Raw genomic sequence first — 14,361 nt, 5'->3', positions numbered from 1 at the left:
TGCCCGCCGGGAGGGTCCCGGGCATGACCTCCGCCGCGCTGCTGCTCTCCCTCGCCGCCCTGGACCCGACGGTCGCCGCGGTCAACGCCGAACGTGCCCGTCGTGCATTGCCGCCGCTCGCGTCGAGCGTGGTGCTCGAGCGGTCCTCGGACCGGTTCGCGGACCGGCTGGCGCGGAGCGGGCGGTTCGCGCACGATGCGCGTATCCGTGTCGACGGCGGGCGCTTCAGCGCGCTCGGTGAAGCACTCGCGCGCGGCGACGGGTTGTCGCCGGCGGACGCGGTTCGAGCCTGGATGGACTCCCCGCCGCACCGGCGGCTCGTGCTCTCACCGCGGTACACGCACGTCGGCGCCGGTGCCGCCCGCGCGGGCGGGACGACGATCCGCGTGCTGCACCTAGCCCGCTGAAGCCGCCCAGGCCTGCAGCTCGGGGAGCGGGTCGACCGGCGCGGACGCCGCGGACGCACGCCAGCCGTTGACCCAGATCTCGAAGTGCAGGTGCGGGCCGCTCGAGCCGCCCGTGTTGCCCACGTTCGCGATCCGCTGCCCGGCGGTGACCAACTGGTCCTTGGCGACGACGGTGGAGTTCTCCTGCAGGTGCATGAAGACGTAGTGGCGGCCATCGACGCCCGCGATCACGACGTAGTAGCCCGCGCCGCTGGCCTGATAGGCGACGTGCTGGACCGTGCCGGCGACCGGCGTGGCCACCGGCGTGCCCTCCGCCGCGGCAAGATCCTGGCCCTGGTGCGTGTGCCCGACGCGGCCGACGCCGAACTTCGACTGCTCGCCCCCGAACGTGTACGGGCCCTGCACGGGGAAGATCTTCGAGCCGACGGACGTCGTCAGCGCCGCGGGCGGCGTCGGCGGCGCCTTGGGCGCGACCGTCAGCGTCTGCCGGAAGTACTGCTTGCTGTTTCGGACCGTCACCACGAGCCGCGCCGTGTACCGGCCGGGCGTGAGCGTCGCCGTCCACGTCGCCTTCACCGCGCCGCTCCCGCTCACCCGCCCGAGCTTCGCGCGCACGGCGGGCTTGCCGGGCGCGATCAGGTCGACACGCGTGAGCGCCTTCGGCGTCGCATTGAACGCGAACGTCACCGCCGCCCCCTCGGTCACCACGTGCGGCGTGGCCGTGAAGCCGCGCGCCGTCGGGGCCGCCGTCCCGCCGCTCTGGGCGTGGGCGGCAGGCGCGATTAGCAGGGCGATGGCTGCGGCAAGAACGACGATCACAGGCCCTATTTCGGCATGTGATCAATCTTTCGTAAATCACTGCAGGAGATCCTGCGAGGCTGTCGACGGCGCGGTCTTCCCCTGCGCCCGTCACGACGCGCTAGCCTAAGCGCCCGCGGCGAGATAGCTCAGTTGGTAGAGCACACGACTGAAAATCGTGGTGTCCCCGGTTCGAGTCCGGGTCTCGCCATCGCCGAAACCGCCTGCCAGCAGGCGGTTTTCTCGTTCTGAGGGCGGTTCTCCGAGCCCGGGGGTTTGGGCACAAGAACCGCCGGAGGCCGGGAACCTGTGCCTAAATGGCCGTGAATCTCCGGTCATTCGGCTCATCGAGTCCCATCCAGCAGTCGCTCGATCCCGGCATCGCCGACGTCCTCGGCGGTCATGACGGCCTCGCCGAGCAGGTACTCCACCAGGCGCTTGATCCGAGGCCGGATCTCCGAGCGCGAGGCCTGCATGTAGTAGCGCTGCATCGTGGTCATGTCGCGTGGCCGATCTGTGCCTGCACCCACGACGGGCTGCGGCCGGCCCGGGCCGACAAGGTCACGAACGCGCGGCGCAGCGTGTGCGGCGTGATCGCGGGCGGCCGCTCAGCGGCCGCTACGTGTCGTTTGTCGAGCGCGAGAAGATCCGCGATCCTGAAGGCGCAAGGCGTCGGGATCCGCGAAACCGCCCGGTGGCTCGGCAGGTCGCCTTCGACGATCTCGTGGGAGTTGCGGCGCAATGCCGCGACGCGCTGCGGCCGGCTCGAGAACCGGGCCTCGGTGGCGCAGTGGAAGGCCGAGCTGATCGCGCGGCGCCCCAAGACGGCCAAGCTGGTCCCAACGAGCGTTTGCGCGAGTACGTGCAGGAGCGCTTGGCCGGAGCGGTCCGTCGAGCCGACGGGACACCCGCGAGTGGGCCGGAGACACCGGCATGGAAGGGCCGCAACAAGCCCCGTCGTCAGGACCGCCAGTAAGTGATGCGTGGAGCCCGCAGCAGATCTCTGAAACGGCCCAAGCTTGAGTTCCCGGATGATCGAGCATGCGGATCTCGCACGAGGCGATCGATCAGGCGCTCTACGTGCAAAGCCACGGCGCGCTCCGTCGAGAGCTGGTGACCTGCCTGAGCCTGGGGTTGCGCATCTCGCGCTCTTCCTAGACGCCAAGATCGAGAAGGTCGCGACGGCGGCCGGGTGGTGAACAAGGCGTTGGTGATCGCGCACGGCGTCCACGAGACCGGCCGCCGCGAATCCTCTCGATCGATGTCGGCGAGGACGTGACCGAGGCGTTCTGACCAGCTTGCTGCGCGGGCTGGTCGCTCGCGGCCCTGGTCGGCGTCCAGCTCGCCATCAGCGACGCCCGCGCCGGCCTGAAGGCCGCGATCGCCAAGGTCCTCGGCTGCGCCTGGCAGCGCTGCACCGTCCATTTCCTCCAGGACTGCTTCGGGCCGGCGCGCAAGGATCAGCATGGCGCGCTCGGCGCGCTGAGCCGCCTGATCTTTGCCGCCGACAGCCTCACCGAGGCCCGCGATCGGCTCTCGGAAGCGGTCGCCCACCTTGACGGCCTCCTACACCACGTCCCGGGACTTGACTCTGGGGCGTTTGACCGGGCCCGGTGTACGAGGTGGCACGTCAGTCGATTCCATTCCATCCGGCACGTCAGCGCCTGACGTGCACCGGCGTGCCGGCCGGCACCCGCGTGGCGAGCCAGCGGACATCGCGGTTATTGACGCGCATGCAGCCGTGCGAGCGGGCACTGCCGAGCGGGTCGCGCAGGCTGGCGCCGGACCGGCCGTGGATCGCGACCCGTCCCGGGCCGCCGCCGTAGCTCTCGAGGACGTTCGAGAGGCTGGTCAGGGACAGCACCCATGGACCGACGAATACCCGGGGGTTCGGCTGGCGGTTGCGCTCGTAGATGGCGGCGAGCCCGAGCGGGGTCGGCGTCGCCCGGGCGCCGATGACCGCGCGGAACGAGCGTACGCGCTTGCCGTCGCGGTAGACGGTGACGCGCCGCGTGCGCAGGCGGACCGTGATCCAGTAGCGGCTGCGGCCGAGCGCGACGCGGTCGCGCGGGACCCACCCGGTGGAGCCGTTCGGGCGGGTCGGCAGCAGCACCTTCACCCAGTCCTGCCCCTCGAACGTCGCCCCCTCGAGCACCAGCAGCGCCTGCGGCTGCGCCGACCACGAGGTCGTCGTCCCCAGCCGGCGGCCGGACTTCGCGGCGCGCAGGTCATGGCGAGCGAACGCGGGCGCGACGAGTCGCGCGACGGTCGAGCCGTTCGCGCGGGACGGCGCGGCGACCGTGAACGGCGTCGGCGTCGGCGTCGGCGTCGGCGCTTGCGCATGGGCGGGCGTGGGGCCTGTCACGGCGATCGCGCCCACCGCTACGAGCGCGCGCGCGTGGCGCCGAAGCGTCAGTCGCCCGGGTCCCTCGCCTGTGAGTCGTGGACGTCGCATGGCTGTCTGCATCCGGGACGCGCCCCCGGGGTGGCCAGCCTAGTCAGCACGAGGCCGTCGCTGGTAAGCGTCACCGCCGGAATCACTCTTTGGTCGTAGTCACGCGTATGTGAACGCACAGCGACCCCCGGTGGTCGGATACGACCTTGGGATGAAAGACGGGCTCTGCCATGCGGCAGAGACTCACACCGCATATGGTCTGCGATCGGCACGACGGCCCGTCGGAAGAGTCCTCCGGCGCGCTGGCGCGCCGCTTCGGCCGGCACGACCAGGTCATCAGCTGTCAGTGACCGAGCTGTCGTGAGGTCATTCCGCAACCTCCACTCACAGTAAGTCAACACCAGCCGGGCTGAGACGCCCGCTGATCCGCGCGTGTCACTTCACGCGTGGAGGATGCCAGTGCCCATACGGGAGGGACACGCATGTTCGAAGCACGCTCATCCAGTGACGACCCGGACGCCCGCGGGCCGGGTGCGCGCTTCCGGCGCTCCAGGGGCCGGGTACGTGCTGCTGTGGTGACGGCCTTGGCGCTGGCGACGATGGCGGTGGCCGCCCCGTCGGCGTCGGCCCAGGCGAGCGCGTGGTCGTGCGACGCGTTCGGCTACCTGTTCCAGACGCCCACCGCCGGGACGAACGAGATCTATCGGGTCGACCTCGCCAGCGGTCAGCAGACCAAGCTGGTCGATCTTGCACATCCGGTCAACGCCGTCGGGTTCAACCAGCTCGACGGCTTCTACTACGGCCGGCAGAACAACGAGGACGACCCGGCCACCCCGACGTTGTCGATCGTGCGCGTCCACAGCGACGGCAGCGTCGACGACCTCGGATCGCCCACCGGGCCGGGCGGCACCATCCCCGCCACCGAGGGTCACCACGTCGGCGACGTGGGCCCCGATGGCCACTATTGGGTGGCCAACACCGTCAACTGGTACGAAGTCGACCTGACGACCCCGACCCCGAGCGTGTTGCGGTCGGGCACGTTCACGTGGGACCCGGGCTTGCAGCCGGGCGGCATGGCCGACTGGGCGTTCGTCAATGGCTCGTTGCACGCGCTCGTCAGCGCGACGGTGCCGACCGGGCCCACGCATCTCGCGCGCTTCGATCCGGCCACCGGCCGCGTGATCGACCTGGGGCCCGTCGGGTTCTCGGGCGGCGGCATCGGCGCCGTCTTCGTCGACGCCTCCGGGTACCTCTACGGAAGCCAGAACGCGAACGGCAACGTCTACCGCGTCGACACGACCACGCGTGCCACGATCCTCGCCTCCACGGGACAGCCGTCGGGAGGCAACGACGGCGGGCGGTGCGCGAGCGCGCCGGTGCCGACCATCACGGTGACCAAGACGGTCAACGGCCGGGTGCGGCCGGCCGACCAGTTCGTCGTCGGGCTGGTCGAGGACACGGGGCGGGCGCTGGACTCGGCGACGACGTCCGGCACCGCGACGACGGCGTCGACGACCAACTGGCCGGTGAGCCAGGGCAGGACGTACACGATCACCGACGCGATGGCTCCCGGCTCGCCGACGCCGCTGGGCGAGTACCAGAGCTCGCTCGCGTGCAAGGACTCCAACGGCAACCCGGTGGCCACGGGCGGCACCGGGCCAACGTGGACGCTGACAGTCGCGAGCGCGACCTACTACACGTGCAACGTCATGAACTCGGCCATGGCGGACGTGGTGCTCGAGAAGCGCGCGACGTCGTCGCCGATCGTCCCGGGCGAGGACGTGACGTTCTCCCTGAGGGTGACCAACAACGGCCCCAGCACGGCGGTCAACGAGACGATCACCGACAAGCTGCCGGCCGAGGTCACGTTCACCTCGGCGAGCCCGGGCTGCAACGAGGCGAGCGGTACGGTGACGTGTGCGGTCGGCGATCTCGCGGTCGGCGCGTCGAAGACCTTCACGATCACCGGCCAGGTCGCGAGCTCGCTCACCAGCTGCCTGCGCAACACCGCGACGACGGCCGGGGCGACCCTGGACCCGAACACGAGCAACAACAGCTCGACGATCTGCGTCCCGATCGTGGCCCGGTCGGCGGTGTCGATGACCAAGACCGCTTCGACGCAGACCGTGCCCGCCGGCGGTGGACAGGTCATGTACACGCTCGTGGTTCGCAACAACGGGCCGAGCGACGATCCCGACGTGAAGGTGACCGACCCGCTCCCGGCCGGGCTGACGCTCGTCGCGGCGGAGGCCAGCCAGGGGTCGTGCACCACGGCCAACAACCGCGTCGCGTGCGATCTCGGCGCGCTCCGCAACGGCGGCTCGGCGCAGGTGCTGGTGACCACCAACACCACGGCGGCGCCCGGGTGCATCACCAACACGGCACAGGCGCAGGGCTCGCGCAGCGATCCGGCGGCAGACGACAACCGCGCGTCGGCCGTGGTCTGCGTGCCAGCGGTGCCAGCCGCGCCGGCGCCCGAGGCCTTCGACCTGGCGGTCGACAAGCGTGCCGGCCTCGCGCGGCCGCTCGTCGGCCAGCGGCTCACGTACCGGGTCGTGGTCCGCAACAACGGCCCGGGCGCGGCCCCGGCGGCCGAGGTCACCGACACGCTCAACTCCCCGGCGACCCTGGTGTCCGCGCGCACGACCCAGGGCACCTGCACGCAACAACTGCCCGTGAGCTGTCAGCTGGGCCGGATCGAGCCGGGCAAGAGCGTCACGGTGACGATGATCATCGCGCCGCTCAAGAGCGGCCGGGTGCGCAACGCTGCCAGCGCGACGAGCTGCTGCGGGACCGACTCGACGCCGGGCAACAACATGGACACGGCAGACGTCGACGTCCAGAAGGTGCCGCTGCGGCTGACCAAGGTGGCCAGCCGGGCCTCCGTCCAGGCGGGATCGACGTTGAGCTACCGCATCCGCGTCAGCAACCCGTCCAAGGGCGTGGCCCGCAACGTGGAGGTCTGCGACCGCCTGCCGTCGGGCCTGACCTTCGTCAGCTCGTCGCCGCGCGCGCGGCGCAGCGGGAGCCAGCGGTGCTGGACGGTCACCTCGCTCGCCGCCGGCAAGAGCCGCACGTTCCGGGTGACGGTGCGCGCGGCCAAGGGCGCCAGCGGCCGCAAGGTCAACCGCGCGACGGTCAGCTCGTCCGACGTCAAGCCCGCCACGGCCAGGCGGTCGGTGCGGGTGGTCAACCCCTCCCCGGGGGTGACCGGGTAGCTCCCTCCCCACCACCAGGGTGCGGCGCCGCCGGGCGGCGCCGCACCCAGCGGGAGCAGTCGACCGACTGAACGCCATGGGCCAACGCAACGAACCCGCTCGGGTGCGAGGGAACGAACCGCTCACCCCGCGCGAGCTCGAGACCCTCGCGCTGTTGGCGGCCGGCAACACCACCCCCGACATCGCGCGCCAGCTGGGGGTCACGCCGGGCACGATCAAGACGCACCTGACGAACATGTACAGGAAGATCGGGGTCCGGAACCGCATCCAGGCCACCCGCTACTACCTCGAGCACTGCACGAGCCACCCGCTGCGGCCGCCGCCCGCGCGGCACGCCGACGAGACGTCGCCGCTGATCGAACGGCAGATCCGCGAGCTCGAGGCGCGCCTCGACGAGCTCGCTCCGGCGACGGCCGAAGCCGAGCGCCTGCAACACGCGCTGAAGGCGCTGCGCGGCATCGAATCGTGAGGACACGGTCGAGGGCGGCGGGTCTCCTACCCGCCGTCTCCGACTTTCGGATGAGTTCGCCCTGCCATGCTTGCGTGGACGGGCCGGCGTAGGAGACGCTCGCGTCCAGAATCTCGGGGCACGAACCTTTCGGGGGTAGGGGTGAGCAGGGAGGACGTCTTGCTGGGCTTGGCCGTCGACGCGCTGCATGCGCTCATTCCGGCCTCGCTGGTCGTTGCCCTCGCGGTCGACGAGTCCGGGACCCTTGATCGCGAGGTCGCAAGCCGTGGCCGTTCGGAGCACGCCGCCCCGGCCGAGCGCCTCGCGGAACTGCTGCGGCGGCTGGAGCCGGTCGACCCGTTCAGCCCGCGCCGCGCTCAGGACCGTCGCGACGTCGTGCTGTCGGTGGCCGAGATCGGCGGGACCACGCGCTTCTTCAACTCGATCTACGGACGGCGCCTGCTCGACAACGGGTACGGATACCCGGCGTTCCTCTACCTGCGGCGCGACCGGCGGATCGTCGCGGCCATCGGGCTGTTCCGCGAGGCGGGCATGCCGCCGTTCGAGCCCGCGAACTTGCTGCTGCTCAGGCGTCTGTCGCTGCTGCTCGAGCAGTCGTTGCTCGTCGGCGCCGCAGAGGCGGTGGCGGCCGACCCGCTGGCCGCGCGCGAGCCGGTCGACGCCCTGACCCGCCGGGAACGCCAGGTCGCCGCGCTGGTCGCGAGCGGGTCCAGCAACGCGGACATTGCGCAGGCGCTGGCGATGAGCCAGGCGACCGTCAAGACTCACCTGACGAAGATCTACGCCAAGGTCGGCGTGCGGACGAGAACGCAGCTGGCCGTGGTCCTGGGCGCCGCGCCGACGGTGGCGAGCGCATGAGCGGCCTGCGACTTAGGGTTGATCCTCGCGGCCGACGGCACACGGGCGCGTCGCCGGCGGCGACGATGCGCCGCATGCCGCTCGCACTGGTGTTCGCCGTCGTCGCCGTTTTCGCGTTCTCCGCCGCCCCAGCGCACGCGCAGATCCTCGTGCGCCCGGCCTACAACTGCCCGCCGGAGACGCTCGAGCGCCCGTTCGCGCCGTGGGCGGACGACGCGAACTACGTGCTCGTCGGCGACGGTGGCTTCGAGGGCGGAGCCAGCGGCTGGCAGCGGTCGCGCGCCATCGTGGTCGAGGGCAACCAGCCCCTCAACAAGCGCGCGGCGACGGACGCGCACGCCCTGGAGCTGGCGCCGGGAGGGACCGCGAAGTCGCCGGAGATCTGCGTGGGACTCCACCACCCGTCGCTGCGCTTCTTCGTCCGCAAGACGGGATCGCCGTTGGGCTCGCTCGCGGTCGAGGTCGTGGTGACGACGGTCCTCGGCCTGCGAATCGGTCTGCCCGTGGGCCTGCTGGTGAGCTCCGGGGGCGGCTGGGCTCCATCACCGCCCATGCCGGTGCTGGCGAACCTGCTGGCGCTCGGCGGACGTACGCGGGTCGCGCTGCGCTTCACGTCGCTGGGCTTGAGCACATGGGAGATTGACGATGTCTACGTCGACCCCTACAGCAAGGGCTGAGGGCGGTGTCGAGGAGCTGCTTGCGCGGTCGCGCCCCGACCGCCCGCGTGGGCTGAGCGAACGCGAGCTGCGGGTCGAGCTCGCGCTCGCGGCGCTCGTCGCGGGCGGAGCGCTGGCCGCCGCGGTCGCCCTGCCGTCGGCGCGCTCGCTGGACGTCGGCTCGCTCGTCGCGGGCGTGTTCGCGTTCGCGGTCTGCACGCACGTGCGGCTGTATGTCGGTGGCGGGTCCGCGCTCGCCACGCAGCTCGTCTTCGTCCCGCTGCTGTTCCTGCTGCCGCTCGGGCTGGTGCCACTGGTCGTCGTCGTGGCGCTGGTATGCGGCGCGCTCCCGGAGGTGCTAGCGGGGCGGCAGTCCCCCAGCCGGCTGCTCACCGCGGTCGGCGACGCGGGGTACGCGTTCGCGCCGGTGGTGGTGCTCAGCGCCGCGGGCGAGCCGGACGCGGCCACCGGCCAGTGGGCGGTGCTCGCCGCGGCGTTCGCGGCGCAGATCGCGCTCGACTGCGTCCTGTCCGTCGGACGCGAGTGGCTCGGTCGCGGCATCCGCCCTTCGCTCCAGCTGCGGGTCATGCTCACCGTCTACGCGGTCGACGCGACGCTCGTGCCCGCCGGACTCGTGACCGCGACGGCCGCCGCCCACGAGCCGCTCGGCGTGCTCGCGACCCTGCCCCTGGCCCTGCTGCTGGCGGCGCTCGCACGCGACCGGACCCAGCGGGTGAACGCCGCGCTCGACCGGCTCGACGAGGTCGAGCGCGAGCGCGAGCGCGTACGGGTGGCCATCCACCGCACGGCACGATCGCTCGGCTACAGCCTCGACCGCGACGCGATGCTCGAGGTCGCGCTCGGGACCGCCGTCGACGCCGTCGCCGGCACGGCCGGCCGGGCGCGACTTGCCGGCGCGCTGGAGTCGTCCGTCTTCGAGGCGGTGCCCGCGCGCTCGGGCGACGCCGACTCGGAGGCGCTGCTCTCGGTCGAGCGGGCGGCGCTCGCCGGGGACGCGACCGCGTCGAGCGACGACCACGGGTTGTGGGCGATCGGGCGTCCGCTGCTGGCGTCGCGAGATCCCGTGATCCTCGGCGCGCTCGCGGTCTGCCGGACGAGCGGGCCGTTCTCGCGCGAGCAGAGCGAGCTGCTCGCGTATCTCGCGGCGCAGACCGCCGCGTCGATCGAAGCCATCGACCTGCACGAGCGGCTCCGGAACCCCGATCTGCAGGACGAGCTGACCGGGCTGGCCAACCACCGGCGCTTCCGCGACCTGCTGCATGCGGACGTCCAGCGGGCGTGCGCCTCCGGGCGGCCGCTCAGCGTGCTCGTGGTCGAGCTGGATGACCTTCGCCGGCTCAACGCCGAGCACGGCTTCGCGGCCGGCGACGAGGCGCTGCTCGTCGCGGCCGCGGTGATGCGCGCGCACACGGGCGCGGACGCCGCGCGGATCGGAGCCGGGACGCTCGCCGCGGTGCTCACCGGCGCCGACCTCGACGCCTGCGCCGCGGCCGGACGCGAGGTTCAGGCCGCGCTCCTGCAGCGCGGGCTGAGCGCGAGCGTCGGCGTCGCCGACGCCTCCCGCAGGCTCACGACGCCGGAAGCGCTGATCGCCGGCGCCGAGGCCGCCTGCCGTCAAGCGCGCGCCGCCGGGGAGGGCCGGCTCGCCGCGTTCCGCGGCCCGTACGCCTGACGACGGTCACGCCCGCGGGCCGAGCAGAATCGCGAGCTGGGTCCGGTTGCGCACCCCGAGCTTGGCGTAGATCTGCGTCACGTGGGTCTTCACGGTCGGAAGACTCATGTACAGCGCCCGCGAGATCTCCGCGTTGGTCGAGCCCCCGGCCACGAGCTGGGCGACCTCCGCTTCGCGCGGCGTGAGGCTCGCCAGGAGCAGCGCCTCGTGGCGGTCCGACGCCACCGCCGGCTCGCGCGCCTCGACGTAGACGTGCTCGACCAGGGGCTGGAGCCGTCGCAGCAGCAGCCGCTCGCGGGGATCGAACGCCGGTGCCTCGGCCGTGCGCATCAGCGTGATGGCGCCGACGATCGCGCCGGACGCGCGGACGTAGAGCGCGAGCTGGTCGTCGACGCCGTACCGCGCCAGGAAGCGTCCGTACGACGAGTCGGCGAGCGCTTCCCGGGGGAGCACGTCGTCGAGGTGCAGCACGGGGGCGCTGACGTCGGCGACGCGGCTGGCGGCGAACGGATCGACGAAGTCCGGGCTGCGGTGGCGCTCGGCCCACTCGTCCGGCAGCTGGGCCAGCGCGGGCGGCGGCGGCGTGAACACCCCATCGCCGACGCGTAGCCGCCGCGTGACGACGTAGAAGATGGCGACCGCGGCGGGGACCACCGTGACGACGACCCGCAGGGCCGAGGCCATCAGCTGCAGCAGTCCGTCGCCTGGGGGCGTGAGGTCGACCGGTGTGAGCACCGGCGCAGATCCACGCGCTGCCTCGCTCGGCCGCCTCCGCATCGCGCCGAGTATGAGCCGTGCGCCGTCGACGTGGCCTACGACGTTGGGATGATCTTCCCGCCCTGAGCCACCGGGCGTGCGCTGCCGGACCAGGTCCGGCGCCGAAGATCATCCCAAGGTCGTAGCCGTAAGGCCGGAGATGGCGTCCCCGAAGGTGTACGCTCGCCGGGCTGACATGGGCAAGGGCTGGTTGAGCTACGCGTCGGCCGCCGCGGTGGGAGTGTGCCTGACCCTGCCGGCGGTCGTCCACGCCAAGACGTACTCGGTGTGGTCGTGTCGCGGGCCGGCGGGCGAGCCGCTGAGCGCCGCGGCGTGGACGTCGACGACGGTGAACGCGGCGGCGGGCGACGTGACCTTCGCCGACACCTGCGCCCAGGGCGGCGCGCTGAGCGTCTCGCTGGCGCCAGGCCGGGAGTTCAGCAGCGCCGTCGTCGGGATGGCGGCGTTGTCCGCTCCGCCCGGGACGCGGATCGCCGGCTACCGGCTGTGGCGCTCGCTGGCGGTCGCGCCGCCGCAGTTCCTGCGCAGCTTCGACTACGGCGCCGCGGTGGCGGAGAGCGCCGGCGGTGCGGCGGTGCCGTACGGCTGCAGCACGTGGACATGCACGGCCGCCGGGGATCCGGGTGACCCGCTCGCGCCGGCCAACGAAGTCACGCAGCGTCGGGCGCCGCTCGACGCGGTGCGGTTGCAGGTCTCGTGCGAGCGGTCGTGGTGCCAGCGACCGGACCGCACGCCGGCGCAGGCCGCGCTGTACCGCGCGCAGGTGACCCTCGAAGACCTGGAGCCGCCGGCGGCTCCGACGGTGTCGGGCCAGCTCGTGGACGGGCCGGTGGCGCCTGGCGCGGCGGTCTTGACGGTCTCCGCGTGGGACCGGGGCGGCGGCGTGGAGTCGGTGTCTCTCTCGATTGACGGCAGGCCGGCGCAGACCGCGTCCACGGGGTGCCGCGAGCCGTACGTGACCGCCGTTCCGTGTCCGACCTCCGTGGCCGAGCACTTCCGCGTCGATGCCGGCGCGCTCACCGCCGGGCACCACACCGCGTCCGGGACCGTCGCCGACGCGGCGGGCAACGTCACCGGCTGGGGACCCGTCGAGTTCGAGGTGCGGGCCCCGACCGTGGCCGATCCGCGCCCCGTGCCCGTGACGCCGCCCGCCGTGCTGGCGGCACCTGCGCCCGGGCCGGCGCAGGCGCTCCGAGCGGCCGAGCTGCGGCTGGCGCGGCGATCGATCGTCCACGGCGCCGGGGCCACAGCGCACGTGACCGGGACGTTGCGGACGCCGCGGGGCGCACCGCTCGCCGGCGCCCGGCTCGAGGTGACCTCGCTCGACCTCGGCGTCGACGACCCCGAGCCGCGCCCGCTCGCGCGGGTCACGACCGACCAGCGCGGACGCTTCACCGTGCCCGCCCGTGGTGACGGCGCGCGGCGCATCACCGTTGCGTTCGTCCCCGCCGCCGGGAGCGCGCCGGCCGCAAGCGCGTCCGTGACGGTCCGGACGCGTCTGCGGCTCAGCGCCGAGCCGCACCCCGGCTCGCTGGTGAAGGGGCGCACGCTCACGTTGCAAGGACGGCTGCGCGGCGCGGGGCCGTCGGCCCGCGGCGCGATCGTACGCGTCGAGTCGATCGTCAACGGACGCTGGGCGCCGGTCGGCGTCGCCCGCGCCCGCGCAGACGGCCGGTACCGCTGGCGCTACCGGTTCGTCCACCTGACGCGCGACACGACGTTCTCGTTCCGGACGGTGGTCGAGTCCACGCCCGGGTGGCCGTGGCCGGTCGTGCGCAGCGAGCGCCAGCTCGTCGACGTCGACATCCGATGACCGCGCTTGCCGAGTCGCGGTATCGGCGCCAGCGCGCCGACGCGATCGTCGCGCAGGACTACGAGCGGCTCAAGCCCGAGGTCCTCAGCACGCTGCGGGGCAAGCTCGCCGCGCGCGGCCTTCGCCTCGACGACGCGGACCTTGAAGCGTCCTACAACCAGGCCTGGCATGGCGTGTACACGCGGCTTGCGGCCGGCGAGCCGATCGCGAACCGCGCCGGGCTGGTGATCACGATCGCCGAGCGGCGTGCCCTCGACGAGGTGCGCGCGTTGCACCCGGACCGTCGTGCGGCCGTCGACGACGTCGAGCTGCCGATGGTGGAGCCCGACCTCGCCGAGCGGCTTGACGACCATGTCCGGCTCGGCCAGTTCGTCGAAGGGCTGCGTGAGCGGCTGACGGTGCGCGAGCAGCAGGCCGCGGCGCTCTGCTACGTGCACGCCTACACGCGCCGGGACGCCGCCCGGGTGCTCGGTGTGAGCCCGCGGCGGATGGAGAAGCTGATGGACGGCGTGTCGAAGAAGCTCGGCGATCTGCTCGGCGAGATCGAGCGCGGCGAGTGGTGCGATCGAAGGGAGTCGCTCATCAGGGCCTATGCGCTTGGCCTGCTCGACACCGGCGGGGAGCGACGCCGCCTCGCGGCGCAGCACCTCGAGGACTGCTCGGCCTGCCGGTACCGCGTGCTGCGCATGCGCGGGCTCGCCGCCGTGACCCCGCCCGCCGCGGCGGTGGTTGCCGCGCGGCGCGGCGGAGGGAGCGGGGCGGCGCCCGGGCCGCGAGACCGCCCGCGTCCCGCGCGGCGCGCTCGCCAGGCCGGGCTGGCGGCGGCGCCCGCCGGCGCGGTGGCCGTGACGGCGTTCGCCGGCGTCCGGCTCTTCGATCGGCCGCCCGGCCACAGCGCGCCGGAGCCTCCGGGCGCGGCCGTGACCAGCGGCACGCCGGGTGCCGGTGCCGGCCAGGCCGCCGCGGACCGCCGCGGACTGACGCGGCCCGCGATCTCCCCGCCAGCGGGTGCGCCCTCCACCGGCGAGAAGCGGGCGACGCGATCCGGCGAAGCGGCCGAACACGACAGGGCGCGGCCCGGTCGGGCAGCCCGCGCGCGGACCGCATCACGCGCGGCCTCGGAGGCGCGCCGGGCCAAGCGTCAACGCCGCAACGCGGCGCGCTCGCGCGCCGCGCGGCAGCGGGCCGCGGCGCCGGCGGCGGCGGCCCCGCCCGCCCTCGTGGCGTCGCCTACCGCCCCGCCCCCCGTCGCCCCCGCGGCCCGCCCCCCGCCCGGC

Annotated in this window: 13 protein-coding genes, 1 tRNA gene and 1 pseudogene; 11 read left to right on the top strand and 4 right to left on the bottom strand. The window is 73.2% G+C overall.

Translation table 11 applies throughout. The annotated features are described in order from the left end of the window. The first annotated feature begins 23 nt into the window (after nucleotides 1-23). Nucleotides 24-407: a CAP domain-containing protein gene (locus tag OJ962_RS16070; protein ID WP_202954892.1), complete on the top strand. Its 384-nt coding sequence runs from the start codon at nucleotides 24-26 to the stop codon at nucleotides 405-407. On the opposite strand, the gene OJ962_RS16065 is transcribed toward OJ962_RS16070, so the two are convergent. Beyond that, nucleotides 396-1,226: a M23 family metallopeptidase gene (locus OJ962_RS16065; protein WP_202954891.1), complete on the bottom strand. Its 831-nt coding sequence runs from the start codon at nucleotides 1,224-1,226 to the stop codon at nucleotides 396-398. The two genes, OJ962_RS16070 and OJ962_RS16065, sit on opposite strands and share 12 nt — an antisense overlap. 117 nt (nucleotides 1,227-1,343) lie before the next feature. Between OJ962_RS16065 and OJ962_RS16060 the strand changes: the two genes are divergently transcribed. Further along, nucleotides 1,344-1,416: transfer RNA gene (locus tag OJ962_RS16060), tRNA-Phe, on the top strand. Between the two features lie 133 nt (nucleotides 1,417-1,549). On the opposite strand, the gene OJ962_RS16055 is transcribed toward OJ962_RS16060, so the two are convergent. Continuing rightward, nucleotides 1,550-1,705 carry a hypothetical protein gene (locus OJ962_RS16055; protein ID WP_202954890.1) on the bottom strand — a complete coding sequence of 52 codons (156 nt, stop codon included), beginning with the start codon at nucleotides 1,703-1,705 and terminating at the stop codon, nucleotides 1,550-1,552. A 20-nt stretch (nucleotides 1,706-1,725) separates the two neighbouring features. On the opposite strand from OJ962_RS16055, the pseudogene OJ962_RS16050 reads away from it, so the two are divergent. Beyond that, nucleotides 1,726-2,357, top strand: a pseudogene (locus tag OJ962_RS16050) (transposase); the annotation flags it as partial. Between the two features lie 174 nt (nucleotides 2,358-2,531). Continuing rightward, nucleotides 2,532-2,873: a transposase gene (locus OJ962_RS34445; protein ID WP_202955216.1), complete on the top strand. Its 342-nt coding sequence runs from the start codon at nucleotides 2,532-2,534 to the stop codon at nucleotides 2,871-2,873. Here OJ962_RS34445 and OJ962_RS16045 read toward each other — a convergent pair. After that, entirely contained in the window at nucleotides 2,863-3,570 is a 708-nt protein-coding gene (locus OJ962_RS16045) for a L,D-transpeptidase (protein WP_270006471.1), read from the bottom strand. The genes OJ962_RS34445 and OJ962_RS16045 overlap by 11 nt on opposite strands. 605 nt (nucleotides 3,571-4,175) lie before the next feature. Here OJ962_RS16045 and OJ962_RS16040 point away from each other — a divergent pair. From OJ962_RS16040 to OJ962_RS16020, 5 genes are all read left to right on the top strand, one after another. Beyond that, the gene (locus OJ962_RS16040) at nucleotides 4,176-6,818 is read left to right on the top strand and encodes a DUF11 domain-containing protein (protein ID WP_270006470.1); all 2,643 of its coding nucleotides are present in this window, start codon (nucleotides 4,176-4,178) and stop codon (nucleotides 6,816-6,818) included. A gap of 103 nt (nucleotides 6,819-6,921) precedes the next feature. Continuing rightward, the gene (locus tag OJ962_RS16035; RefSeq protein ID WP_202954886.1) at nucleotides 6,922-7,287 is read left to right on the top strand and encodes a response regulator transcription factor; all 366 of its coding nucleotides are present in this window, start codon (nucleotides 6,922-6,924) and stop codon (nucleotides 7,285-7,287) included. Nucleotides 7,288-7,428: 141 nt separating this feature from the next. Further along, nucleotides 7,429-8,145: a helix-turn-helix transcriptional regulator gene (locus OJ962_RS16030; protein ID WP_202954885.1), complete on the top strand. Its 717-nt coding sequence runs from the start codon at nucleotides 7,429-7,431 to the stop codon at nucleotides 8,143-8,145. Nucleotides 8,146-8,219: 74 nt separating this feature from the next. After that, the gene (locus tag OJ962_RS16025; protein ID WP_202954884.1) at nucleotides 8,220-8,822 is read left to right on the top strand and encodes a hypothetical protein; all 603 of its coding nucleotides are present in this window, start codon (nucleotides 8,220-8,222) and stop codon (nucleotides 8,820-8,822) included. After that, nucleotides 8,791-10,494 carry a GGDEF domain-containing protein gene (locus tag OJ962_RS16020; protein WP_202954883.1) on the top strand — a complete coding sequence of 568 codons (1,704 nt, stop codon included), beginning with the start codon at nucleotides 8,791-8,793 and terminating at the stop codon, nucleotides 10,492-10,494. The genes OJ962_RS16025 and OJ962_RS16020 overlap by 32 nt, the downstream gene beginning before the upstream one ends. A 6-nt stretch (nucleotides 10,495-10,500) precedes the next feature. On the opposite strand, the gene OJ962_RS16015 is transcribed toward OJ962_RS16020, so the two are convergent. Beyond that, complete coding sequence (locus tag OJ962_RS16015; protein ID WP_270006469.1) at nucleotides 10,501-11,229, bottom strand: helix-turn-helix transcriptional regulator; 729 nt, start codon at nucleotides 11,227-11,229, stop codon at nucleotides 10,501-10,503. Between the two features lie 217 nt (nucleotides 11,230-11,446). On the opposite strand from OJ962_RS16015, the gene OJ962_RS16010 reads away from it, so the two are divergent. Continuing rightward, nucleotides 11,447-13,084: a carboxypeptidase-like regulatory domain-containing protein gene (locus OJ962_RS16010; protein ID WP_270006468.1), complete on the top strand. Its 1,638-nt coding sequence runs from the start codon at nucleotides 11,447-11,449 to the stop codon at nucleotides 13,082-13,084. Continuing rightward, the coding region (locus OJ962_RS16005; protein WP_270006467.1) for a sigma-70 family RNA polymerase sigma factor at nucleotides 13,081-14,361 on the top strand (1,281 nt) is incomplete at its 3' end. The genes OJ962_RS16010 and OJ962_RS16005, both read left to right, overlap by 4 nt.

The sequence above is a fragment of the Solirubrobacter deserti genome (genome assembly GCF_027587175.1).
Taxonomy (GTDB): domain Bacteria; phylum Actinomycetota; class Thermoleophilia; order Solirubrobacterales; family Solirubrobacteraceae; genus Solirubrobacter; species Solirubrobacter deserti.
Note: the sequence above shows the minus strand (reverse complement) of the source record. Positions and strands in the feature narration are given on the sequence as shown.

What these genes read in the sequence shown, in the direction of transcription:
- OJ962_RS16070 (WP_202954892.1), top strand. Translation starts at nt 24, where the DNA reads ATGACCTCCGCCGCGCTGCTGCTCTCCCTCGCCGCCCTGGACCCGACG.
- OJ962_RS16055 (WP_202954890.1), bottom strand. Translation starts at nt 1,705, where the DNA reads ATGACCACGATGCAGCGCTACTACATGCAGGCCTCGCGCTCGGAGATC.
- OJ962_RS16025 (WP_202954884.1), top strand. Translation starts at nt 8,220, where the DNA reads ATGCCGCTCGCACTGGTGTTCGCCGTCGTCGCCGTTTTCGCGTTCTCC.
- OJ962_RS16020 (WP_202954883.1), top strand. Translation starts at nt 8,791, where the DNA reads ATGTCTACGTCGACCCCTACAGCAAGGGCTGAGGGCGGTGTCGAGGAG.
- OJ962_RS16010 (WP_270006468.1), top strand. Translation starts at nt 11,447, where the DNA reads ATGGGCAAGGGCTGGTTGAGCTACGCGTCGGCCGCCGCGGTGGGAGTG.